The sequence below is a fragment of the Arthrobacter sp. CP30 genome, assembly GCF_053470025.1.
The window spans coordinates 320,416-342,499 of record NZ_JBQEMM010000002.1 but is presented as its reverse complement, the minus strand read 5'-3'; the positions used below and the strand labels follow the sequence as shown (position 1 = coordinate 342,499).

Below are 22,084 nucleotides of genomic sequence, written 5' to 3'. Positions count from 1 at the left end.
ACTTCCCGGGCGCCCTCGCTCCCTTTCCGCACCTCCCTTTCGATGAAGGACCACCATGAACCGCCGCGCCCTCCTGCCCACCCTCGCCCTCGCCTCCGCGCTCTCGCTCAGCCTGAGCGGGTGCCTCGCAGGTGAGAACGCCTCCGATACCGCCCCTGCCGCAGCGGACGGCGGCACGCAGGGCGGCACCCTGAACATCGACTTCGCCACGTACAACCCCCTGAGCCTCATCATCAAGGAGCAGGGCTGGCTCGAGGAGGAACTCGCCGACCAGGACATCACCGTCACCTGGGTGCAGTCCGCGGGCTCCAACAAGGCGAACGAGGCCCTGCGCGCCGGAGCGATCGACGTCGGCTCCACGGCGGGATCGGCAGCGCTCCTCGCCCGGTCCAACGGGTCCCCCATCAAGGCCATCGACATCTACTCGCAGCCCGAGTGGTCCGCCCTGGTGACGCTGCCGGACTCGGACATCACGAGCGTGGAGGACCTGCGCGGCAAGTCCATCGCTGCGACCAGGGGTACCGACCCCTACTTCTTCCTCCTGCAGGCGCTCGAGGCGGCGGGCGTGGACCAGTCCGAGGTGACCATCGAGAACCTGCAGCACGCGGACGGCCGCGCGGCACTCGCGAGCGGCGCCGTCGACGCGTGGGCCGGCCTCGATCCGATCATGGCCGCGGCGGAGCAGGACGGCGCGCAGCTGTTCTTCCGCGACATCGACTTCAACAGCTACGGGTTCCTCAACGCGACGGAGGACTTCCTCGCGGAGAAGCCCGACGTCGCCCAGACCGTGGTGAACGCCTACGAGAAGGCGCGGGAGTGGGCCAAGGAGAACCCCGAGGAGACGGCAGCCATCCTCGCGGAGGTCGCAGCCATCGACCCGGCGGTCGCGAACTCCGTCATCATCGAGCGCACCAACCTCGACGTCGACCCGGCCCCGGGTGACGCGCAGCGCGCCGTGCTCGAGAAGATCGGCCCCGTGTTCGTCGAGACCGGCGACGTCCAGTCGCAGGAGCAGATCGACGAGGCCCTCGGGTCCCTCCTCGATCCCTCGCTGGTCGAGAAGGCCGATCCCGCCTCGATCGGCGCCGGCTCATGAGCTCCGAGGTGGGGCAGCGGGCCGTCCCGATCAGCCGGGCCGGGTTGGCGGCCATCGGCTCTCCCGTCACAGCCGAGGACGCCGTCGGCCGGGGCGATGTCCCGGCAGGGTCCGGCAGCGGTGCCCGGCGCAGCACGGGACGCCGTATCGGCATCATCCTCCTCGGCCTGATTGTCCCCGCCCTCTTGCTGCTCGGCTGGCACCTCAGCACGGCGTCGGGCTTCTTCAAGCCGTCGCAGCTGCCCTCCCCCGCCTCGGTCCTCGCGGCCGCCGTCGACCTCGTGGACCGCGGCCAGCTCGCCACGCACATCCTCATCTCCACCCAGCGCGTGGTCCTCGGCTTCCTGATCGGGTCCGTGCTCGGCGTGGTGGCTGGCGCGGTCCTCGGCCTCTCCCGCGTCGCGGACATCCTGCTCACCCCGACGGTCGGCGCCCTGCGCGCCGTCCCGTCGCTGGCCTGGGTGCCGCTCCTGGTCCTGTGGATCGGCATCAACGAGGACTCGAAGGTCACCCTGATCACCATCGGCGCCTTCTTCCCCGTCTTCACGACGCTCTACCTCGGACTGCGCCACGTGGACCGGAACCTCGTCGAGGCGGCCCGGGCCTTCGGGGTCAACGGCCTGCGCCTGCTGACCACGGTGCAGCTCCCCGCCGTCGTGCCCGCCCTGTTCTCCGGCCTGCGGCTGGCGCTCGCCCAGTCGTGGCTGTTCCTCGTCGCGGCGGAGCTCATCGCCTCGTCGATGGGGCTCGGGTTCCTGCTCGTCGACTCCCAGCAGAACGGGCGCGTGGACCGCATCCTCCTCGCCATCATCCTGCTGGCGATCATCGGCAAGACCACGGACGCCCTGCTCGGGATCGCCGAGCGCTGGGCGGTGCGCCGGTGGGCCTAGGCACGACGACGCACGCCGCGGCACCCGCGCAGGACGAGGCGGCGCGCCTGGCCTTCTGGGCCGAGCAGGCGGCCCGGCTCGAATGGACCGGACCCTGGGACACACTGCACTCCTTCGCGAAGGCAGAGCCCCGGGCGGACGGGACGCTGAGCGTCCCCGTCATCGAATGGTTCGCCGGCGGAACCCTGAACGTCGCCGTCAACTGCGTGGACCGGCATGTCCGTGCCGGTCGCGGGGACCGCGTGGCCCTGCACTTCGAGGGTGAACCCGGTGACCGCCGGACGGTGACCTACGCGGACCTGCAGGACGAGGTGTGCCGTGCGGCGAATGCGCTGCTCGCCCTCGGGATCGGGAAGGGCGACCGCGTGGTCGTGTATCTCCCGGTCCTCGTCGAGACCGTCGTCATCACCCTCGCGTGCGCGCGGATCGGCGCGGTCCACTCGCTCGTCTTCGGCGGGTTCTCCGCCGAGGCGCTGCGCTTCCGCGTGGAGGACACCGGAGCCAGACTCCTCGTCACCACGGACGGCCAGTACCGCCGCGGAACGGCCGTGCCGGTCAAGGCGAACGCGGACGCCGCCGTGGCGGGCAGCAGCAGCATCGAGCACGTCCTCGTGATCCGGCGCACCGGCTCGGACGTCCCGTGGACGGACGGCCGCGACGTCTGGTGGCACGACGCCGTCGACGCCGCACCCAGCGACCACGAGCCGGAGGCGTTCGACGCCGAGACGCCCCTGTTCATCATGTACACCTCGGGGACCACGGGCAGGCCGAAGGGTCTGGTCCACACCGCGGGCGGTTACCTCACGCAGGCGTCGTGGAGCTTCGAGCACCTGTTCAGCCACCCCGATCCGGCGCAGCGCGACGACGACGTGCACTGGTGCACCGCCGATCTCGCCTGGGTGACGGCACACACCTACGAGATCTACGGTCCGCTCTCCAACGGCGCCACGCAGGTGATCTTCGAAGGCACACCCGACACGCCCCACCCCGGCCGCCACTTCGAGATCATCGAACGCTACGGCGTGACGAGCTACTACACGGCGCCCACCCTGGTCCGTTCCCTCATGGGCTGGTTCCCGGACGGTGTCCCGTCCACCTGGGACCTCTCGAGCCTCCGCGTCCTCGGGACGGTCGGCGAGGCCGTGAACCCCGAAGCCTGGCGCTGGTTCCGCCGGAACCTCGGCCGCGACGAGCTCCCCGTCGTCGACACGTGGTGGCAGTCCGAGACCGGCGCCACGATCCTCTCCCCCAGCCCCACGGACTCCTCGTTCAAGCCGGGCTGCGCGGCGCGGGCCCTGCCGGGGGTCTCCACGCGGATCGTCGACCGGCACGGCGCGGCGGTGCCGGCGGGCGAGCAGGGCCTGATCGTCGTCGACCGTCACGGCCCCGCGATGGCCCGGACCGTCTGGGGCGATCCCCAGCGCTACCTCGACTCCTACTGGCGGATGTTCGCTGCCGAGGGCTGGTTCCTCGCCGGCGACGGCGCGCGGTACGACGACGACGGCGACACCTGGATCCTCGGGCGCGTGGACGACGTGATCAACGTGTCCGGTCACCGGCTGTCGACGATCGAGATCGAGTCGGCCCTCGTCGCCCACCCGCTCGTCGTCGAGGCGGGCGTGTGCCCGATCGCCCATCCGGTGACGGGCCATGCCATCGCGGCCTTCGTGGTGCTGGCCACCGGTACCGATCCGTCGATCGACGTCTCCGGGACGCTGCGGGCCCAGGTCGCCGAGGCGATCGGCCCGATCGCACGCCCCTCGGCCGTCGTGGTCGTCAAGGACGTGCCGAAGACGCGCTCCGGCAAGATCATGCGGCGCCTGCTCACGCAGCTCTTCGAGGGCACGGAGCTGGGGGACACGACATCCCTGCAGAACGAGGGGTGCATCCCCGGGATCCAGGACGTCCTCCGCCTCAGCGTCCGAGGCGCTACTCCGGCAGGTCTGCCCCGCGGTTAAACGAAGGAGACGGCAGGCGCCCCGTCCAAGCGCCTGCCGTCTCCCGTGCGTGGTCCGTCCGGTATTAGCCCACCCGGACGAAGGATGCTCCCGGAAGATCCGAGAGAGGGTGCTGCATGGTGGCGTTGATGCCGTTCATGCCGCTGCTGATGACCTGGCCACCGCCGACGTAGACGGCCACGTGGCCGCCCGTGATGACGAGGTCACCGGGAGCGGGGGTGGACACCTGGGCGCCGAACTGGAAGAACTGCGAGGGGCCGAGGTCTCCGACGGAGATACCTGCCGCGCGCAGGGCCTTCTCGACCAGCACGGTGCAGTCCTGCACGGCACCGGCAGCGAGCTGCGCCCGGGCGGAGCCGAGGATGGCGCCCGCGGCGTTGCCCGAGGGAGCGGTCTCGGCGGCGACCGGGGTGATCGCTGCCGAGGCCAGGTAGACACCCGATCCGGCTTCCGTGGACACGGCCGGAGCCGGAGCGATTGCGGCGGCCTGCTGGACGGCAGGAGCAGCTGGTGCTGCGGCGACCGGGGCGGACACCGTCTGGGCCGGCGCCGCGACAGCAGCACCGGCGGCGGGGATGACGATCGTCTGTCCGGGGAAGATGACCGATGCGAGCGAGAGGCCGTTGGCGGTCAGGACCGTGGTGAGCTCGACGCCGTAGCGGGCCGAGATGGCACCCAGGGTGTCGCCGGCGGCGACGGTGTAAGCGGTGCCCGCGGCGCTTGCTGCGGCAGCGGGGGCGACCGCGGCGGTCGGAGCCGTCGTGCCCTCGGCGGTGTAGGTGCCGGCGTGTGCGGTGCCGACGGCGCTGAGGGCGAGGCCCGACGTCACGGCGACGATGGCGACCGGGCGGCCCACGGCGGTGGCTCCGCTCTTCGCGGCGCGGGACAGGCCCTGCAGCGCGAGGTTTCCGTCGACGTCCGCGCGGTGGCGTGCCGGTGAAGTGATTCGTGACATGGTTCTATACCTCTCCCATGCCTGCGGGGTGAGCTGTCGGGTTCGGATGGGAGTCACCCGGCCGCGGGCACCGCCGGTGGGCGGTGCGGTGCGACTTAACCCCGAGGACGCGTGCAGGGATCCTGCGCGTCCGGTGGAACTGATGGTTCCCCCGTCCCTGCCTTCGGTGTATGCGGACGTATCCCGATCGGCGGCAGGGCTCGGCAATCCGTGCGGGAGCGCCCCACGTGGACGGGAGCACCGACTGAGAGTACCCAGCGCTCCGGGCGTTTGTCACATTTCTGTAACGGGGCGTATCCTGCCCTTCCCGCCGGTCACCGATCGCCCTGCAGCGCGCGCTCCCGGCGCGATCCCGCGGAACGCCACCGGCGGAAGGCGAGCACGGTCCCCGTCGCGCTGAGGATCAGCAGGCCGCACTGCTGCACGAAGAACCACACTCCGACGGATGTCCCGCCGATACTCGATGCCGCCACGATGCTGCCGGCCAGGACGAGCGTGAGGACGGCACCGACCCAGCACAGGGTGTTCCACAGGAGGCGCTCCTGCTCGCGCGTAGCAGCCCTCCACTCCTCGGTTCCGCCGTGATCCATGCACCAACCCTAGGCGTACGGACCAGGACTCCGCCCTGACATCCGGCACCACGCAGAGCGACACATTGTTTGGATTGTCGCGACCCCGATGTCACACTCGTGCTTGACCATCCCGAGCGGCCGAGAGATCTGGCTCATTGACGCCGCAGCAACCCTGGCCCCCGTGCACCACGGGGACAGTAGGGTGCTACTGCCAGAACGATGGAGGAAGTCATGAGCGTCGCCGACCTGTCCACTCCCCTGAAGTTCGCCTACTGGGTCCCCAACGTCAGTGGTGGTCTCGTGGTCTCGACCATCGAGCAGCGCACCAGCTGGGACTTCGACTACAACCGCAAGCTCGCCCGGATCGCGGAGGACGCCGGTTTCGAGTACGCCCTGTCACAGACGCGGTACGCCGCCTCCTACGGCGCGGACAAGCAGCACGAGGCCACGAGCTTCTCGCTCGCCCTCCTCGCCGCGACCGAGAGACTCAAGGTGATCGCCGCCGTCCACCCCGGGATGTGGCACCCGGGCGTGCTGGCCAAGTTCATCATCACGGCCGACCACATCTCGAACGGCCGCGCGGCCGTGAACATCGTCTCCGGCTGGCTGAAGGACGAGTTCGTGAACTTCGGCCTCGAGTGGCTCGAGCACGACGAGCGCTATGTCCGCACGGAGGAGTTCATCCGCGTGCTCAGGGGCCTGTGGACCGAACAGGGCTACAGCCAGTCGGGGAAGTACTACGACATCACGGACTTCACACTGAGCCCCCCGCCCGTCGACGTCCCCGGCCGCCCGCACCCGGAAGTCTTCTTCGGCGGCAATTCGACGGCGGCGCAGGCCACTGCCGGCCGGGTCGCCGACTGGTACTTCTCGAACGGGAAGGACCTCGACGGGTTCAGGGAGAACATCGCCGGGGTGCAGGCCTCGGCCACCGCCGCCGGGCGCCGTCCCCGGTACGGGCTGAACGGCTTCGTCATCGCCCGCGACTCCGAGAAGGAGGCGCGTGACACGCTCCGTGAGATCGTGGCCAAGGCCCACCGTCCCGCGGTCGAGGGCTTCCGCGACGCCGTGCAGGAAGCGGGCGCCTCCACGAAGGACGGCAAGGGCATGTGGGCCGATTCCTCCTTCGAGGACCTCATCCAGTACAACGACGGCTTCCGGACGCAGCTGATCGGCACTCCGGAGCAGATCGCCGAGCGGATCGTCGAGTACAAGAAGATCGGCGTCAACCTCTTCCTGACCTGCTACCTGCACTTCCAGGAGGAGGTCGCCGCCTTCGGGACGGACATCCTCCCGATCGTGCGCGAGCTCGAGGCGGATGCGGCCCGCAGGGCCGGCGTCGACTTCGATCCGGACGAGACCCTCACCGGAACCCATCCCAGCAAGGCAGGTGTCTGATGGCAGAACGTTCCTTCGGTTTCCGCACGCGTGCTCTCCACGCCGGCGGAACCCCCGACGCGACGCACGGCGCGCGGGCCGTCCCGATCTACCAGACCACGTCCTTCGTGTTCAAGGACACGAACGACGCCGCGAACCTCTTCGCGCTGCAGAAGTACGGCAACATCTACTCGCGCATCGGCAACCCCACCGTCGCGGCCTTCGAGGAGCGCATCGCCTCCCTCGAGGGCGGGATCGGCGCAGTGGCGACGGCGTCGGGCATGAGTGCCGAGTTCATCACCTTCGCGGCCCTGTGCCAGGCGGGCGATCACATCGTCGCGGCCTCCCAGTTGTACGGCGGGACCGTGACCCAGCTCGACGTCACGCTGCGCCGCTTCGGCATCGAGACCACCTTCGTGCCGGGGACCGACCCGGCGGACTACGCAGCGGCCATCCGCGAGAACACGAAGGCCGTCTACGCCGAGGTGATCGCGAACCCGTCCGGTGAGATCTCCGACCTCGCGGGACTCGCGAAGGTGGCGCACGACGCCGGCATCCCCTTCATCGTCGACTCCACACTGAGCACCCCCTACCTCGTGCGGCCCATCGAGCACGGCGCCGACATCGTCATCCACTCGGCCACCAAGTTCATCGGCGGCCACGGCACCACCCTCGGCGGCGTGATCGTCGAGAGCGGCCGGTTCGACTGGGGCAACGGCAAGTTCCCCATGATGACCGAGCCGGTGCCCTCCTACGGCAACATCCAGTGGTGGGCGAACTTCGGTGAGTACGGGTTCCTCACCAAGCTCCGCACCGAGCAGCTCCGCGACATCGGCCCGTCCCTCTCGCCGACGTCGGCCTTCCAGCTCCTGCAGGGCGTCGAGACGCTCGCCCAGCGCCTCGACGAGCACCTCGAGAACGCCCTCGCCGTGGCGCAGTGGCTCCAGGCCGATCCCCGCGTGGAGTACGTCAACTACGCAGGCCTGCCCACCCACCCGCACCATGAGCGCGCGAGGACCTACCTCCCGCAGGGGCCGGGGTCCGTGTTCAGCTTCGGCATCCGGGGCGGGCGGAAAGCGGGCCAGAAGTTCATCGAGTCGCTGCAGCTCGCCTCGCACCTCGCGAACGTCGGCGACTCCCGGACGCTCGTGATCCACCCGGGCTCGACGACGCACCAGCAGCTCTCCACCGAACAGCTGGTCGCGGCGGGCGTTCCCGAGGACCTCGTCCGCATCTCCGTGGGCCTGGAGGACCTGGCCGACATCCTGTGGGACATCGACCAGGCACTCGCCCTCGCGGTCGATGCGACGGACGAGGCCTTCGACGACCTCCCGCAGGAAGCGGCGGGCGGGAACGACGACGACGCGTCGGCGACGCGCGCAGTGGGAGTGGGAGCATGAGCGGCACGGAAGCAGCACCTCGCACGTGGGAGGGGCCCTCGGCGCCCGAGCGGCTCGCCCTGCTCCGGAGCGCCCGGTCCGTCGCGATCGTCGGCGCCTCCGACAAGCCGTCGCGGGCGTCCTACTTCGTGGCGACCTACCTGCAGTCGTCCTCGCCCTACCGCCTGTACTTCGTCAATCCGGTGGCCGGCCGGATCCTCGGGCAGCCCGCCTATGCGTCGCTCAAGGATCTCCCCGAGGTCCCCGACGTGGTCGACGTGTTCCGGAAGCACGACGACCTGCCGTCCGTGCTGGAGGAGACCCTCGACGTCGGAGCGAAGACGCTGTGGCTGCAGCTCGGCTCCTGGCACGAGGACGTGGCGCGTTCCGCGGAGGCGGCGGGCCTGGACGTCGTGATGGACCGCTGCATGAAGATCGAGCACGCGCGCTTCCACGGCGGACTCAACCTCGCGGGCTTCAACACCGGAGTCATCTCCTCGAAGCGGCAGATCACGTCCTAACCGGCCGGCGCTGCGGCGCTGTCCTCCGTTAGGGTGTCGCCTGCGTGGGCCGGGGCGCCATCGTCCGCGTCGGCATGACCCGCGTCAGCTTCGCCCGCGTCAGCTTCGCTCGCGTCGTCATTGTCCGCGTCGGCATCGTCCGCGGCGGAAACGACGCCCGGGACACCAGGGGTCGTCACTCCGGTGCCGGCCGGTACCGGCACGGGGCCGTCACTGTTGGGCGCCATGGCAGGTCCCGTCAGCGTGCCGCCGTCGGAGGTCGGCACGGAACCCGACCCGGAGGTCTCGGCCTCCGGCGCCGTGATCGCTGCGTCTGCTGATCCGTCGTCCGGCGCGGCAGGGTCGACCGGACCGGGAGCCGCGCCGTCGACGGATACCGCTCCGCCCGTGTTCCCGGCCGGGGCGACGCCCGCTGAAGCATCGACCTGAGCGTCGGGCACAGCAGTCACCCCAGGCACCGGGGCGTCGACGGGACCGTGGTGGAGTGTCCCGTCGCGCACCGGGGCTTCCTCCGGCGCAGCTGCAGGATCGACCGGCACCGGAGCGTCCGCGGGGAGGCTCCACCAGGTCCCGTCATCGATTCCCGGGTCGGCGACGAACGTGTACAGCCACGGATCCTCCTCCCACAGCGGGGCGGACAGGACCGGTCCGTCCCATGGCTCGACAGGCGCCATCAGCAGGAAGCGGTGCTGCGGGCCGGGCGTCGGCGCGGCGTGCGGCGACGTCGGAGCACCATCGGGATGGACCGCGTGCGTGGACCCCCGGAGCCCGGGATCGCCGATGCGCCGAGCCTGCTCGCGGACAGCCTTCGTGCCGGCGTTTTTGTCCGGGGGACCGGCCGGGACGCCGGGCATGGCCTTGCCCGGCCCCGGCGCCGGGCGCTCCTGACGGGGACCGGGGGCACCCGGTGGCCGGCCCGGCGCGGTGGTCGTCCCGGGCGCGGGCGCGGGCGCCCGGGTTCCGGGTACGCGGTTCGCTCCCGCCGTCGTCGGACTGCCCGGCGAGGTGGCGGCCGGCGCAGCCGCGGTCGGCATCGGGGACGAGGGGGCGACGACGGACCGCACGGCGGGAACCGACGCCGCGGCGGGAGCAGCACCCGACACCGAGGCGGGCACGCTCGTCGGAGCTCCTGCACCACCGGGGGATGCACCGGGAGCCCTGTCGCGTGGGGCGGGCGCTCCGCCGGGCAGGGCGTCACCCGCTCCCGGCCCGGCTGCAGGACCACCGGGGGCCGGGGCCGTGACAGGTGCCGGCGGTGGTGCGGCCGGAAGCGTCAGGGGCGCGCCGCCGGCCGGACCGGACGGCGCCCTGCCGGCACCGGCCTGGACCAGCGGGGCAGGGCCGAGCTCGGCGCGATCAGCGCTGTCGCGGATGGAGAAGCGGGTGATCGACTCGACGGCGTCACCGATCCCCTGGGGGAAGTGGAGCGTGCCCGCGGCGACGCCGGACATCCCGACTCCCATCGAGACGGCGAGTGCACCGCCGATGAAGGTGATGCGGCGCTTGTGGCGCCGCCCCTGCACTGCCTTGCCGCCGTCGGCCATGAGCTGTGCCAGGGCTGCGGACGCGTCGGGCGCGGGGCCTGCGGCGAGGTCCCGGACGATCCCGAGGGCGCGGACGAGGGCCGGGTCCTCGGGGATGCCGGACTCCTGGAGGAGAGGCAGCACGGGGTCCGGCGACGGGGTGTCATGACCAGTCATAGCGCGTCCGATTCGTTGGGTTGTACGAGTTCCTTCAGCTTGAGCAGTCCCCGCCGCTGCAACTGCTTGACCGATCCCGCCGATCTCCCCAGGATCCCGGCCACCTGGTCGATCGGCAGTTCGGCGACGATGCGGAGCAGGAGCACATCACGCTGATCGTCATTGAGCTGGGCGAGCATGGTTCCCGCACCTCCGAGGTCGAGCTGCCCGAGGGCCACGGTCTCGGCGGAGTCCGTCAGCCGCGTGTCACCGTCCGCCTCGTAGCCGACGACCACGGGTGTCCGGGCCCTCCTCCGCACCTCGTCCACGTAGCGGGCGTGCGCGACGGAGAACGTGAAGGTCCGGAGTCCGGCGAGCCCCCCTGCCACGGTGTCGAGTTTCGAGAAGACGGTGAGGAACACCTCCTGGGTCAGGGCTTCCGGATCCTCGGAGCCGCGCCCCGCGAAGTATCCCAGCACTGCCGGACCGAGCGCCTGGTAGAGGAGGGAGAAGGCCGCGGGTTCGCCTGCTTGAGCGCGGGTGAGCGCATCCTCAGGCAGCGGTGTGACCACGGTCTATTCCTTGTTCGGGCGGGGCGGCGACACCATCGTAACCGCTCTGTCCCACCCGCAGGCTCCGGCCTCGAAGGCCTGCGGCAAAGAAAAGGCCGCACCGAGGCCCGTTGGGGGATAAGCCTCGGTGCGGCGCTTACATCCTGGTAATCGACGGGCGGGACGGGAAGGTTACGCCCTCTCCGGTTTTTTCTTCCCGCCTACTTCAGGGCGCTGGATGCGCGGCGCTTGTTGAAGACGTCGAAGCCGACGGCGAGCAGCAGCACCATGCCCTTGATGAACTGCTGGTAGTCGATGCCGACGCCCAGCAGGGACATGCCGTTGTTGAGCACGCCCATGATGAGGCCGCCGGTGATGGCACCGATGACCGTTCCCACCCCGCCCGTCACGGCCGCCCCGCCGATGAACGCCGCCGCGATGGCGTCGAGCTCGAAGAGGTTGCCCGCACCCGGGCCGGCGGAGTTGAGCCGGCCGGTGAAGATCAGTCCCGCCAGTGCCGCGAGCACGCCCATGTTCACGAAGAGCATGAAGTCGATCCGCTTGGTGTTGACGCCGGAGAGCTGGGCCGCCTGGAGGTTGCCACCACGGGCGTAGACGTGGCGACCGAACACGCTGTTGCTCATGACGAGGCTGTAGGCGACGATCAGGATCCCGAGCACCACCAGCACGATCGGCGTCCCGCTGCGGGAACCGGCCAGCAGGTAGGTCAGTCCCAGGATGAGGACGGCGATGAACGCCAGCTTCGTGAAGAACCACGCCGCGGGCTCGTCCTCGAGGGCGAGGCGGGCACGCGTGGCCCGCCCCCGGAGCTGGCTGACCACGAGCAGGACGACGGCGATCACGCCGAGGCCCACCGTGGTCCAGTCGAGGATGTTGGTCTCCGCCGGGAAGAGTCCGGGGAACAGGAAGCCCCCACCGAGCTGGCGGTACTCCTCGGGGAATCCGGTGATGCGCTGGTTCTCGAGGACGATCTGCGTGAGCCCGCGGAAGACGAGCATGCCTGCGAGGGTCACGATGAAGGCCGGGATACCGACGTAGGCCACCCAGAAACCCTGCCAGGCGCCCACGAGTCCGCCGATGACGAGGGAGACGATGAAGGCCAGCCACCAGGGGAAGGACCAGTCCTGCACCATGATCCCGGACATGGCACCGACGAAGGCCGCCACCGATCCGACGGACAGGTCGATGTGCCCGGCGACGATGATCATGACCATACCGATGGCCAGGAGCAGGATGTAGCTGTTCTGGACGATGATGTTCGAGACGTTGTCCGGCATCAGCAGCGCGCCGCCGGTCAGCACCTGGAACAGGGCGACGATGACGATGAGGGCGACGAAGATGCCGATCTGCCGCAGCCGGCTCGTGAGGAAGGCCAGCCCGTGCTTCACGGGAGGTGGCGGCGCGGTCACCGCGGGGTCCTTGACGGTGGTAGCCATGGAGTCAGTCCTTTTCCTTGGTCATGTACTGCATGAGGAGTTCGGGGGTCGCCTGCCCGATGGGCACTTCCGCGGTGATGCGGCCTTCGGCGAGGGTGTAGATGCGGTCGCAGATGCCGAGCAGCTCGGGCAGCTCGGAGGAGATCACGATGACGGCCTTCCCCTCGGCGGCGAGGCGGTTGATGATCGTGTAGATCTCGTACTTGGCGCCGACGTCGATCCCGCGGGTGGGCTCGTCGAGGATCAGGACGTCGGGGTCCGAGAACATCCACTTGGAGAGCACCACCTTCTGCTGGTTCCCGCCCGAGAGCTTGCCGGTGATGGCCGCGACCGTCGGGGCCTTGATGTTCATGGACCGCCGGTAGTCGCCGGCGACGACGGCTTCACGGCCGCTGTCGACCCAGCCGCGCTTCGCGAGCTTGCCGAGGGCGGCACCGGACACGTTGCGCTTGATGTCGTCGATCAGGTTGAGGCCGTACTTCTTGCGGTCCTCCGTGGCGTAGGCGATGCCGTGCCGGATCGCCTCGCCGACGGTGCGCGCCGTGATCGGAGCACCGTTCTTGTAGAGCGTCCCGGTGATGTTCGAGCCGTAGCTGCGGCCGAAGATGCTCATGGCGAGTTCGGTGCGGCCTGCACCCATGAGGCCGGCGATGCCGACCACCTCGCCGGCGCGCACGGAGAGGTTGGCCGCATCGACGACCACGCGGGCCGACTCCTGCGGGTGGTGCACCGTCCAGTCCTCGACGCGGAGCACCTCCTCGCCGATCACCGGTGTGCGGTCGGGATAGCGGCTTGCCATGTCGCGGCCGACCATCCCCTTGATGATGCGTTCCTCCGTGACGGAGCCGTCGTGCAGGCTCAGCGTCTCGATGGTCCGGCCGTCACGGAGGATCGTCACGGAGTCCGCGATCGCCCTGATCTCGTTGAGCTTGTGGCTGATGATGATGCTCGTGATGCCCTCCTTGCGGAGTCCTTTCACGAGCCCGAGGAGGTGCGCGGAATCCTCGTCGTTCAGGGCTGCGGTGGGCTCGTCGAGGATCAGCAGCTTGACGTTCTTGGACAGCGCCTTCGCGATCTCCACGAGCTGCTGCTTCCCCACGCCGATGTCACCGGCACGGACCACGGGATTGAGGTCGAGCCCCACGCGGCGGAGGAGCTTGGCCGCCTCCAGGTTGGTCTCGTTCCAGTCGATGAACCCGCGCTTCTCGCGCTCGTTGCCGAGGAAGATGTTCTCGGCGACGGAGAGGAACGGGGACAGGGCCAGTTCCTGGTGGATGATGACGATCCCGTCGCGTTCGCTGTCGCGGATGTCCTTGAATTCGACGACCCCGCCCTCGAACTCGATGTCGCCGTCGTACGTGCCGTGGGGGTAGACCCCGGACAGCACCTTCATGAGGGTCGACTTGCCGGCCCCGTTCTCCCCGCAGATCGCGTGGACTTCTCCGCGCGCGACGTCGAGGTTGACGTCCTGCAGTGCCTTCACGCCAGGGAAGGTCTTGGTGATGCGGCGCATCCTGAGGATGTTCTCCGCCATGGTCGAGCCTCGCTTACTTGAGTGGAAGTCCCGGCAGGGGCCGGGCGAGGTACAGCGCCTGTGGCTCCGGACCAGGGTCGGTCCGGAGCCACAGGCATCATGGGTGCTGCGGGACGGCTACTTGAGCTCGTCCTCGGTGTAGTAGCCGGTCTCGACGAGCGCGGCCTCGTAATTGTCGACCGTGACGATCTGCGACTCGAGCAGGTAGGACGGGACGATCTTCTCGCCGTTGTCGTATGTCTCGGTGTCGTTGACCTTGGGCTCCTCGCCCTTCATGAGGGCGTCCACCATGGTGACGGCCTGCTTGCCGAGCTCGCGGACGTCCTTGAAGATCGTCGAGTACTGCTCGTCGGCGATGATCGACTTCACGGAGCCGACCTCGGCGTCCTGGCCGGTGACGACCGGGAGGTCGTCCGCGGAGTAGCCGCCGGAGGTCAGGGCCGAGATGATGCCGATGGACAGGCCGTCGTAGGGCGACAGGACGCCCTCGAGCTGCTCACCGCCACCGACCGTGAGGAGGTCCTCCATGCGGTCCTGCGCGGTGTCGGGGAGCCAGCGGAGGATCGCGGCCTGCTCGAACTCGGTCTGGCCGCTGGGCACGCGCAGCACGCCGCTGTCGAGGTAGGGCTGGAGGGTCTTCATGGCGCCGTCCCAGAAGAAGGTCGCGTTGTTGTCGTCCGGGCTGCCGGCGAAGAGCTCGACGTCGAACGGCCCTTCCTCGCCGGTCTCGGCGCCCTCGGCGTCGAGGATCCCGAGGCCCGTCAGGAGGGAGGTGGCCTGCTGGACGCCGACCTCCTCGTTGTCGAAGGTGGTGTAGTAGTCCACGGTGTCGGAGCCGTTGATGAGGCGGTCGTAGGCGATGACGGGAATGTCCTGCTCCTCCGCCTGGTCCAGCACGCTCGTCAGCGTGGTGCCGTCGATCGAGGCGACGACCAGGGCCTTCACGCCGCCGTTGATCATGTTCTCGATCTGGCTGACCTGGGTGGGGATGTCGTCGTTGGCGTACTGGAGGTCGACCTCGTAGCCGAGGTCCTCCAGCTGGCTCTTGACGTTCTCGCCGTCGGCGATCCATCGCTCCGACTGCTGCGTGGGCATGGCCACACCGATCTTGGCGCCCTCGTTGGAGCCGCCCTCCGCAGCGGCGTCGTCGCCGCCGCCCCTGCTTCCACCGCAGGCGGTGAGGCTGAGGGTCAGGATGCTGGCGGCCGCGATGCCGGCCAGGTATTTCCGATTCATGGTGGAACTTTCTTGTGAGTGGTTTCCGGCGGCAGTGCCGGCTTTCGGGGAGTGGCTTCTACAGTTTCTGCGCGAGCCGATAGTACGCGGCGTTCCAGCGCAGCTCGCGCTGGAAGTCCCGCAGCTTCGTGTCGGCGTCGATCCGCAGCAGTTCGACCTCGGCGATGTCCGCGAAGTCCTCGAAGACCTCGAGGCCCACCGCGGTGGTGAGGACGGTGTGGTGCGCGGCGCCGGCGCTCAGCCAGGCCGCCGCGGACGTCTCGAGGCTCGGCTCCGGCTTCCAGACTGCGCGCGCGACCGGCAGGTTGGGCAGCGGGGCGTCCGGCGGGACGACCTCGACGGCGTTGGCCGTGAGGCGGAAGCGGTCCCGCATGTCGGACATCGCGACGACGACGCCGGCTCCGGCGTCCGTGTCGAACACGAGCCGCACCGGATCCTCCTTGCCGCCGATCCCGAGCGGGTGCACCTCGAGGGAGGGCTTCGACGTGGTGAGGGTGGGGCAGATCTCGAGCATGTGCGCGCCGAGGATCTTCTCCTCCCCCGGCGTCAGGTGGTACGTGTAGTCCTCCATGAGGGAGGCGCCGCCGGGGAGTCCGGAGCCCATGACCTTCGCGGCACGGACGAGGACGGCGGTCTTCCAGTCGCCCTCGGCCCCGAAGCCGTAGCCACGGGCCATGAGCCGCTGCACGGCGAGGCCGGGCAGCTGCCGGAGCGCGCCGAGGTCCTCGAAGTTGGTGGTGAACGCACCGAAACCGCCCTCCTCGAGGAAGGACAGCAGACCGAGTTCCTGGCGGGCACCATAGCGCAGCGACTCGTGGCGGTCACCTCCCCGGCGCAGTTCCGGGACCACGTCGTAGGTCTCCTCGTACTCGGCCACGAGGGCGTCGACGTCGTCGTCCGACTGTGCCTCGACCGCCGCGACGAGGTCGTTGACGCCCCACGTGTTGATGGAGACGCCGAAGCGGAGCTCCGCCTCGGTCTTGTCCCCCTCGGTGACGGCGACGTTGCGCATGTTGTCGCCGAAGCGGGCCACCTTGAGCTCGTGGACGGCGGCCCAGCCGGCGGCGGCGCGCTGCCACGAGGCGACCTTCGCGCAGACGTCGGGACTGCTGACGTGCCCGACGACGGTCTTCCGCGGCACTCCGAGGCGCGACTGGATGTACCCGAACTCGCGGTCGCCGTGCGCGGCCTGGTTGAGGTTCATGAAGTCGAAGTCGATCTCGGCCCACGGCAGCGCCACGTTGATCTGCGTGTGCAGGTGCAGCAGCGGCTTGCGGAGGGCGTCGAGGCCCGCGATCCACATCTTGGCGGGGCTGAAGGTGTGCATCCAGGCGATCACGCCGATCGCGTGGTCCGCCGCGTTGGCCTCGAGCGCCATGCGGCGGATCGAGGCGGAGTCCTTGAGGGTCGGCTTCCACACGACCTTCACGGGGAGCCCCGAGTCCGCGAGCATCCGCACGATCTCCTGGGACTGCTCCGCGACCTGCTGCAGGGTCTCCTCGCCGTAGAGGTCCTGGCTGCCGGTGAGGAACCAGACTTCGTAGGTGTCGAGGGTGGTGCTGAGCGGGCTCATGCTGGGGCTCCTGGGGTCGAGGGCTGACCGTACACGTTCTGGTACCGGTCGAAGAGTGAGTCGATGTGCTCGGACTGGATCCCGGCGGGCGCACCGAGCTGGCGGGAGATGTGGACGGTCCGTGCCACGTCCTCGAGCATGACGGCCGCCTTGACGGCATCCTTCGCGTCCCTGCCGATGGTGAAGGGCCCGTGGCTCTTCATGAGCACGCCGCGTGAGCGGTGGCCGGTGAGGGTGTCCACGATGCCGCGGCCGATCGAATCGTCACCGATGATCGCGAACGGACCCACCGGGATCTCCCCGCCGAACTCGTCCGCCATGGCTGTGATCACGCAGGGGATCGGCTCGCCGCGGGCGGCCCAGGCGACGGCGTAGGTGGAGTGCGTGTGCACCACGCCGCCGACGTCGGGCATGTGGCGGTAGACGTACGCGTGGGCGGCGGTGTCGCTCGAGGGCGACCGCTCGGATCCGGGAGTGCCGTCGACGACGTTGCCGTCGAGGTCGCAGAGGATCTGGTTCTCCGGCGCCAGCTCGTCGTAGCTGACGCCGGAGGGCTTGATGACGAACAGGTCGGCGCCCGGCACGCGGCCGGAGACGTTCCCGCCCGTCCAGACGACGAGTCCGTAGCGCACGAGTTCGGCGTGGAGGGCGGCGACGTCCTCCCGGACGGCGAGGATCGCCGCCTCGACCTCGGGGCTGAAGGTCGCGGGGGTCGAGGTGCTCATGCCGACACCGCCTGCGGGGCAGCGGCGGTGCGGGCCGCACGGCGCAGGGCTTTGAGCCGGTGCATGACGTCGTTGGTGCCGCGGCCGAAGTAGTCGTGCAGGTCGGTGTATTCGCGGTACAGGGCGTCGTACGCGTCGGCCCTCTCCGGGTCAGGGGTGTAGGCGGCGCGGTCCAGGTGGCCCATCGCCGCGGCTGCCGCGTGGATGTCCTCGTACGCACCGGCGGCGACGGCGGCATGGATGGCGGAGCCGAGGGCGGGGCCCTGCGCGCTGCCGATCACGGAGATGGGCATGTTCAGGACGTCCGCGTAGACCTGCATGAGGAACGGGTTCCGGATGAGCCCGCCGGCGGCGACGAACTCCGTCACCGGGACGCCGGACGCGTTGAAGGTCTCGACGATCTTCCGGGTGCCGAACGCCGTGGACTCCAGCAGCGCACGGTAGACCTCGTGCGGCTTGGTCGCGAGGGTGAGGCCCACGATCGTCCCGGACAGCTCGTGGTCCACCAGGACGGACCGGTTGCCGGAGTGCCAGTCGAGGGCCACCAGGCCGTGGGCGCCGACGGGTTCCCCCTGCGCCTGCCCGGTGAGGTACTCGTGCACGCTGAGTCCCTCTGCCGCAGCGGCATCCCGGATCTCCCCCGGCACCTGGTTCGCGACGAACCACGCGAAGATGTCGCCGACGCCGGACTGGCCGGCCTCGTAGCCGTAGAAGCCCGCCACGATCCCGCCGTCGACGACGCCGCACATGCCCGGCACCTCGCTCAGGCGGTCGGAGTTCATGACGTGGCAGGTGGAGGTACCCATGATGGCCACCATCTGGCCCGGGTCCGTGGCCTGCGCCGCGGGAGCGGTGACGTGGGCGTCCACGTTCCCGACGGCGACGGCGATGCCCGCGGGCAGGCCCGTCCAGGCGGCGGCCTCCTCGGAGAGGGATCCCGCCCTCGACGCCAGGGCGCCGATGGTGTGCTCCACCTTGTCGCGGGCGAAGCCGGCGAAGTCGGGGTTGAGGGCGGCGAGGAACTCCTCGGACGGATAGGCGCCGTCCTGGTAGATGCCCTTGTAGCCCGCGGTGCACGCGTTCCGCACGTACTCCCCCGTGAGCTGCCAGACGATCCAGTCGGCAGCCTCGACCCAGTGCTCCATGACGTCGTACAGCTCGCGGTCCTCCTCGAGCAGCTGGAGGCCCTTGGCGAACTCCCACTCGCTGGAGATGAGCCCGCCGTAGCGGGGCAGCCACGCCTCGCCGCGTGCGGCCGCGAGTTCGTTGATGCGGTTGGCCTGCGCCTGGGCCGCGTGGTGCTTCCACAGCTTCACGTAGGCGTGGGGGCGGCCCTCGTAGCCCGGCACCTCGTTGAGGGGGGTGCCGTCCGCGAGGGTGGGCACCATGGTGCAGGCGGTGAAGTCGGTCGCGATGCCGACGACGTCCTGCGGGTCGATGCCCGCCTCGCGGACGGCGGCGGGGACCGCGGAGCGGAGGACGTCGACGTAGTCGGAGGGCACCTGCAGGGCCCACTCGGGCGGCAGCTGCGCACCGGTGGCCGCGAGCGTGGTGTCCATGACGGCATGGGGGTACTCGAGCGTCGCGGCACCGAGTTCGGCACCGTCGGAGACGCGGACGACGACGGCACGGCCGGACAGGGTGCCGTAGTCGACGCCGATCACGTAGGTAGCGCCGCCGGCACCGGCCGGAGTCGTCGCGGAGCCCGGGGTGGAGTCACTCAAGGGAAGGACCTCTTTGTTCTTCTCGAGACCGCGAAGCGATGCTCTGGTGGATCGGAGAGCTGTACGTGATCGGCTATGTGACCGTTCACATCAACGGCTAACAGTGTAGGTCCTTCCGGGTGGGCTGTGTCAACGGTCACGCCCGGGGGACGACCGGCCGGGATGTCGTCCCGCCCGGGGACAGGCCCGGCGCGAGGGCAGCCGGAGCATGGTTCCACGAGCGAGGCGCTCGCACGCCCTCCGGGTGGGAGGGCGCCCGGGCGTCCCGGTGCCGCCGGGGTCAGGAGGCCGGACGCGCCGTCGAACCCCTCGGCACGAGTTCCGTGCGGACCTCGGGGGCGGCGTCCCCGCCCCGATGGGGCTCCGCCTCTCCGATGAGCCCGAGCAGCCGGGCGACACACCGCCGGCCCAGCTCGGGGAAGTCCTGCCGCACCGTCGTCAGCGGTGGCTGGTAGTGGGCGGCCTCGGGGACGTCGTCGAACCCGACAACGCTCATGTCCTCCGGCACGCTCCGTCCCCCCTCACGCAGGGCATGGAGCAGGCCGAGGGCCATCTGGTCGTTCGAGGAGAAGACCGCCGTCACGCCCCGGGAGGAGGCCCCGGCGAGCAGGGTGCGGCCGGCGCGGTAGCCGGAGTCGGCCGTCCAGGTGCCGGCGAGGAGCGGCTCCGGGTCGAGGCCCGCGTCCCGCATCGCGCGGCGGTATCCGCGGATGCGCGCCTCCGTCTCGAGCCACCCGTCGGGCCCGGCGACGTGCGCTATCCGCCGGTGGCCGAGGTCGATGAGGTGCCGCGTGGCGAGCGCCGCCCCGCCCGACTGGTCGACCGAGAGCCGGTGGTCGTCGTGGCCCTGCGCGGAGTGCACCGTCACGAAGGGCAGGGTGATGGACAGGTGCTCGATCTCCGCCAGCGTCCGGGTCTGCGGCGCGAGGATGATGAGGCCGTCCACCCCGTGCGCGAGCAGGCGGTCGAGGGCGGATCGGATGGAACCGTCGTCGACGTCGTCGAGGTGTGCCACGTCCACCCCGTACCCCGCCTCCCGGGCCGCGCTGTCGATCGCCTGGAGGCTGGCTGCGGGCCCGTACTCGAAGCCCTTGCTCACCAGCACACCGATGGTGGTGGAGCGGCTCGTCACCAGCGCGCGGGCAGCACGGTTGGGCCGGAAGCTCAGCTCCTCCATGGCCGCGAGCACGCGGTCACGCGTCTCGGCGCGGAGGCTCGGGTGACCGTTGAGGACCCGCGACACCGTCTGGTGCGAGACCCCGGCGAGTCGGGCGACGTCGCGGATGTTCGGGGCTCGCGGCGGCGCCGGGCCGTCCGGGGCCGTCACCGCGTCAGTGGGAGTCGACAATGGTGTCGTTCCGGGCGAAGCGCCTGTTGCGGAGTACCGGCAGGAACTCGCGGACGTCGTCGACCCGGCGGCGCGTGACCTCGGTGGTCACGACGCCGCGCTCCTCGTCCTCGAGGTACACCTGCGGGATGCCCATGGGATCGATGATGGCCGAGTGCCCGATGGTGTGGCCGCCGGAGGTACCCGCCGCCGCGACCCACAGCGTGTTCTCGATGGCCCGCGCCTTCAGCAGCGTCTCCCAGTGGTCGATCTTGTGCTCGCCCTTGAACCAGGCCGCCGGCACGCAGATGAGGTCCGCGCCGGCGTCGGCCAGGGCCCTCGCCTGCTCCGGGAAGCGGACGTCGTAGCAGGTCATCAGTCCCACCCGCACGCCCCCGAGCTCCGCGACCTTGATGCCGCCGTCGCCCGGCTTGATGCGCGTGGACTCCTGGTAGCTGAAGGCGTCGTAGAGGTGCAGCTTGCGGTAGGTGTCCACGATCCGCCCCGTGGCGTCGATGAGGACGAGCGTGTTGAACGGCCGCTCCTCGCCGCTGGACTCGTACCCGCCCGCGACCACCGCGATGGACTGCTCCGCCGCGAGGAAGGACAGCTGCTGGACGAAGGACGTCCAGTTCTCCTCCACCGCCTGCTGGAGCGAACCCTCGACCCTGCCGATCGAGAACATCGACTCCTCGGGGAAGACGATCAGTTCCGCGCCCTCGGATGTGGCCTCGGCGGCCAGCTCCCGCATGACCGCGAGGTTCGCCGTCGCCTCCCCGCCGGGTCTGAACTGGCCAACGCTGACTTTCATGCTGAACCTCACGTGTAGGCGGTATGGTGCGTCCAGCGTACAGACTCACGCCCAGCCTCCCGGAGTAGCCTCGTGGCATGAGGAACCCGATGAAGAACAAGCGCGTCACGCCCGGACCCGGCCAGGAGTCCGTCTGGGACTACCCGCGGCCCCCGCGCGTCGAGGCCTCGCCCGCCACCATCGAGATCCGCTTCGGCGGGCAGGTGATCGTCCGGACCACCCGGGCGGTTCGGGTCCTCGAGACCAGCCACCCGCCCGTGTACTACCTGCCCCTGGACGACTTCGCACCCGGTGTGCTGGTCCCGGTCGAGGGCACCACGCACTGCGAGTTCAAGGGCGCGGCGAGCTACTTCGACGTGGTCGCCGGCAGTGCCCGGAACACCCGCGGCGCGTGGACCTACCCCGCCCCCGTCCCCGGGTACGGGGAGCTGTCCACCCGCGCCGCCATCTATCCGTCGCAGATGGACTCCTGCACGGTCGACGGAGAGACGGTGCAGGCGCAGGAGGGCGACTTCTACGGTGGCTGGATCACGGGGTCGATCGTCGGGCCGTTCAAGGGTGGCGCCGGCACCTGGGGCTGGTGATGCGGGAGCAGCGGCCCCAGGGACCCCCGCTCCGCCGCAGCCCTGCAACCAGCGGACCGCCGGCGCTCACGCCGCCGCCTGTCACCCGCGGTTGCTACAGTGGCACGCTGACCCGGACCACGAGGTGAGGACAAG

General features: G+C 70.1%; 19 protein-coding genes and 2 riboswitches. Of the genes, 7 read left to right on the top strand and 12 right to left on the bottom strand.

Going from position 1 to position 22,084, the window contains the following annotated elements; translation table 11 throughout:
• The first annotated feature begins 55 nt into the window (after window positions 1-55).
• From ACTIMO_RS04975 to acs, 3 genes are read left to right on the top strand one after another with little or no spacing between them, the layout of a single operon-like run.
• Complete coding sequence (locus tag ACTIMO_RS04975; RefSeq protein WP_448181654.1) at window positions 56-1,096, top strand: aliphatic sulfonate ABC transporter substrate-binding protein; 1,041 nt, start codon at window positions 56-58, stop codon at window positions 1,094-1,096.
• Window positions 1,093-1,986, top strand: a complete 894-nt coding sequence (locus tag ACTIMO_RS04970; RefSeq protein WP_082471135.1) for an ABC transporter permease — start codon at window positions 1,093-1,095, stop codon at window positions 1,984-1,986. Before ACTIMO_RS04975 ends, ACTIMO_RS04970 begins: the two co-directional genes overlap by 4 nt.
• Entirely contained in the window at window positions 1,977-3,944 is a 1,968-nt protein-coding gene (gene acs / locus ACTIMO_RS04965; protein WP_448181653.1) for an acetate--CoA ligase, read from the top strand. The genes ACTIMO_RS04970 and acs overlap by 10 nt, the downstream gene beginning before the upstream one ends.
• Window positions 3,945-4,008: 64 nt before the next feature.
• Here acs and ACTIMO_RS04960 read toward each other — a convergent pair whose 3' ends face one another.
• Window positions 4,009-4,899 carry a C40 family peptidase gene (locus ACTIMO_RS04960; RefSeq protein ID WP_055765421.1) on the bottom strand — a complete coding sequence of 297 codons (891 nt, stop codon included), beginning with the start codon at window positions 4,897-4,899 and terminating at the stop codon, window positions 4,009-4,011.
• A 3-nt stretch (window positions 4,900-4,902) separates the two neighbouring features.
• A riboswitch (cyclic di-AMP (ydaO/yuaA leader) is annotated at window positions 4,903-5,078 on the bottom strand.
• A gap of 135 nt (window positions 5,079-5,213) precedes the next feature.
• Window positions 5,214-5,489 carry a hypothetical protein gene (locus ACTIMO_RS04955; protein ID WP_448181652.1) on the bottom strand — a complete coding sequence of 92 codons (276 nt, stop codon included), beginning with the start codon at window positions 5,487-5,489 and terminating at the stop codon, window positions 5,214-5,216.
• A 104-nt stretch (window positions 5,490-5,593) separates the two neighbouring features.
• A riboswitch (SAM riboswitch) is annotated at window positions 5,594-5,697 on the top strand.
• On the opposite strand from ACTIMO_RS04955, the gene sfnG reads away from it, so the two are divergent.
• From sfnG to ACTIMO_RS04940, 3 genes are all read left to right on the top strand, one after another.
• A complete protein-coding gene (gene sfnG, locus ACTIMO_RS04950; protein WP_448181651.1) occupies window positions 5,691-6,869 on the top strand; it encodes a dimethylsulfone monooxygenase SfnG in 1,179 nt (392 codons plus the stop codon). It overlaps the preceding riboswitch by 7 nt.
• On the top strand, window positions 6,869-8,248 hold the full coding sequence (locus tag ACTIMO_RS04945; RefSeq protein WP_422391127.1) for an O-acetylhomoserine aminocarboxypropyltransferase/cysteine synthase family protein: 1,380 nt from the start codon (window positions 6,869-6,871) through the stop codon (window positions 8,246-8,248). The genes sfnG and ACTIMO_RS04945 overlap by 1 nt, the downstream gene beginning before the upstream one ends.
• On the top strand, window positions 8,245-8,748 hold the full coding sequence (locus tag ACTIMO_RS04940) for a CoA-binding protein (RefSeq protein ID WP_448181650.1): 504 nt from the start codon (window positions 8,245-8,247) through the stop codon (window positions 8,746-8,748). Before ACTIMO_RS04945 ends, ACTIMO_RS04940 begins: the two co-directional genes overlap by 4 nt.
• Here ACTIMO_RS04940 and ACTIMO_RS04935 read toward each other — a convergent pair.
• From ACTIMO_RS04935 to ACTIMO_RS04890, 10 genes are all read right to left on the bottom strand, one after another.
• Complete coding sequence (locus tag ACTIMO_RS04935; RefSeq protein WP_448181649.1) at window positions 8,745-10,448, bottom strand: hypothetical protein; 1,704 nt, start codon at window positions 10,446-10,448, stop codon at window positions 8,745-8,747. The two genes, ACTIMO_RS04940 and ACTIMO_RS04935, sit on opposite strands and share 4 nt — an antisense overlap.
• Complete coding sequence (locus ACTIMO_RS04930) at window positions 10,445-10,999, bottom strand: RNA polymerase sigma factor (RefSeq protein WP_448181648.1); 555 nt, start codon at window positions 10,997-10,999, stop codon at window positions 10,445-10,447. Before ACTIMO_RS04930 ends, ACTIMO_RS04935 begins: the two co-directional genes overlap by 4 nt.
• A gap of 200 nt (window positions 11,000-11,199) precedes the next feature.
• Entirely contained in the window at window positions 11,200-12,435 is a 1,236-nt protein-coding gene (mmsB, locus tag ACTIMO_RS04925) for a multiple monosaccharide ABC transporter permease (protein WP_082471137.1), read from the bottom strand.
• A 4-nt stretch (window positions 12,436-12,439) separates the two neighbouring features.
• Window positions 12,440-13,969 (bottom strand): multiple monosaccharide ABC transporter ATP-binding protein, encoded by a 1,530-nt coding sequence (gene mmsA, locus ACTIMO_RS04920; RefSeq protein ID WP_448181647.1) that lies wholly within the window; start codon window positions 13,967-13,969, stop codon window positions 12,440-12,442.
• Window positions 13,970-14,086: 117 nt separating this feature from the next.
• Window positions 14,087-15,205: a multiple monosaccharide ABC transporter substrate-binding protein gene (chvE, locus tag ACTIMO_RS04915; RefSeq protein ID WP_448181646.1), complete on the bottom strand. Its 1,119-nt coding sequence runs from the start codon at window positions 15,203-15,205 to the stop codon at window positions 14,087-14,089.
• Window positions 15,206-15,263: 58 nt separating this feature from the next.
• Window positions 15,264-16,778, bottom strand: coding sequence for an L-arabinose isomerase (araA, locus tag ACTIMO_RS04910; protein ID WP_055765442.1), 1,515 nt, complete (start codon window positions 16,776-16,778; stop codon window positions 15,264-15,266).
• Window positions 16,775-17,503 (bottom strand): L-ribulose-5-phosphate 4-epimerase, encoded by a 729-nt coding sequence (locus ACTIMO_RS04905; protein ID WP_055765445.1) that lies wholly within the window; start codon window positions 17,501-17,503, stop codon window positions 16,775-16,777. The genes araA and ACTIMO_RS04905 overlap by 4 nt, the downstream gene beginning before the upstream one ends.
• Entirely contained in the window at window positions 17,500-19,227 is a 1,728-nt protein-coding gene (gene araB / locus ACTIMO_RS04900) for a ribulokinase (RefSeq protein ID WP_448181645.1), read from the bottom strand. The genes ACTIMO_RS04905 and araB overlap by 4 nt, the downstream gene beginning before the upstream one ends.
• A gap of 280 nt (window positions 19,228-19,507) precedes the next feature.
• A complete protein-coding gene (locus ACTIMO_RS04895; protein WP_448181644.1) occupies window positions 19,508-20,554 on the bottom strand; it encodes a LacI family DNA-binding transcriptional regulator in 1,047 nt (348 codons plus the stop codon).
• Window positions 20,555-20,558: 4 nt separating this feature from the next.
• Entirely contained in the window at window positions 20,559-21,365 is an 807-nt protein-coding gene (locus ACTIMO_RS04890; RefSeq protein WP_055765455.1) for a carbon-nitrogen hydrolase family protein, read from the bottom strand.
• 77 nt (window positions 21,366-21,442) lie between these two features.
• Between ACTIMO_RS04890 and ACTIMO_RS04885 the strand changes: the two genes are divergently transcribed.
• Entirely contained in the window at window positions 21,443-21,949 is a 507-nt protein-coding gene (locus ACTIMO_RS04885; RefSeq protein WP_448181643.1) for a DUF427 domain-containing protein, read from the top strand.
• Window positions 21,950-22,084: the final 135 nt, after the last annotated feature.

Excerpts from the sequence above, each read along its gene's own strand:
- ACTIMO_RS04935 (WP_448181649.1), bottom strand. The coding sequence starts at position 10,448 with ATGACTGGTCATGACACCCCGTCGCCGGACCCCGTGCTGCCTCTCCTC.
- mmsA (WP_448181647.1), bottom strand. The coding sequence starts at position 13,969 with ATGGCGGAGAACATCCTCAGGATGCGCCGCATCACCAAGACCTTCCCT.
- ACTIMO_RS04885 (WP_448181643.1), top strand. The coding sequence starts at position 21,443 with ATGAGGAACCCGATGAAGAACAAGCGCGTCACGCCCGGACCCGGCCAG.
- mmsB (WP_082471137.1), bottom strand. The coding sequence starts at position 12,435 with ATGGCTACCACCGTCAAGGACCCCGCGGTGACCGCGCCGCCACCTCCC.
- ACTIMO_RS04945 (WP_422391127.1), top strand. The coding sequence starts at position 6,869 with ATGGCAGAACGTTCCTTCGGTTTCCGCACGCGTGCTCTCCACGCCGGC.
- ACTIMO_RS04955 (WP_448181652.1), bottom strand. The coding sequence starts at position 5,489 with ATGGATCACGGCGGAACCGAGGAGTGGAGGGCTGCTACGCGCGAGCAG.
- chvE (WP_448181646.1), bottom strand. The coding sequence starts at position 15,205 with ATGAATCGGAAATACCTGGCCGGCATCGCGGCCGCCAGCATCCTGACC.
- ACTIMO_RS04970 (WP_082471135.1), top strand. The coding sequence starts at position 1,093 with ATGAGCTCCGAGGTGGGGCAGCGGGCCGTCCCGATCAGCCGGGCCGGG.
- sfnG (WP_448181651.1), top strand. The coding sequence starts at position 5,691 with ATGGAGGAAGTCATGAGCGTCGCCGACCTGTCCACTCCCCTGAAGTTC.
- ACTIMO_RS04940 (WP_448181650.1), top strand. The coding sequence starts at position 8,245 with ATGAGCGGCACGGAAGCAGCACCTCGCACGTGGGAGGGGCCCTCGGCG.
- ACTIMO_RS04905 (WP_055765445.1), bottom strand. The coding sequence starts at position 17,503 with ATGAGCACCTCGACCCCCGCGACCTTCAGCCCCGAGGTCGAGGCGGCG.
- ACTIMO_RS04960 (WP_055765421.1), bottom strand. The coding sequence starts at position 4,899 with ATGTCACGAATCACTTCACCGGCACGCCACCGCGCGGACGTCGACGGA.
- araA (WP_055765442.1), bottom strand. The coding sequence starts at position 16,778 with ATGAGCCCGCTCAGCACCACCCTCGACACCTACGAAGTCTGGTTCCTC.
- ACTIMO_RS04890 (WP_055765455.1), bottom strand. The coding sequence starts at position 21,365 with ATGAAAGTCAGCGTTGGCCAGTTCAGACCCGGCGGGGAGGCGACGGCG.
- ACTIMO_RS04975 (WP_448181654.1), top strand. The coding sequence starts at position 56 with ATGAACCGCCGCGCCCTCCTGCCCACCCTCGCCCTCGCCTCCGCGCTC.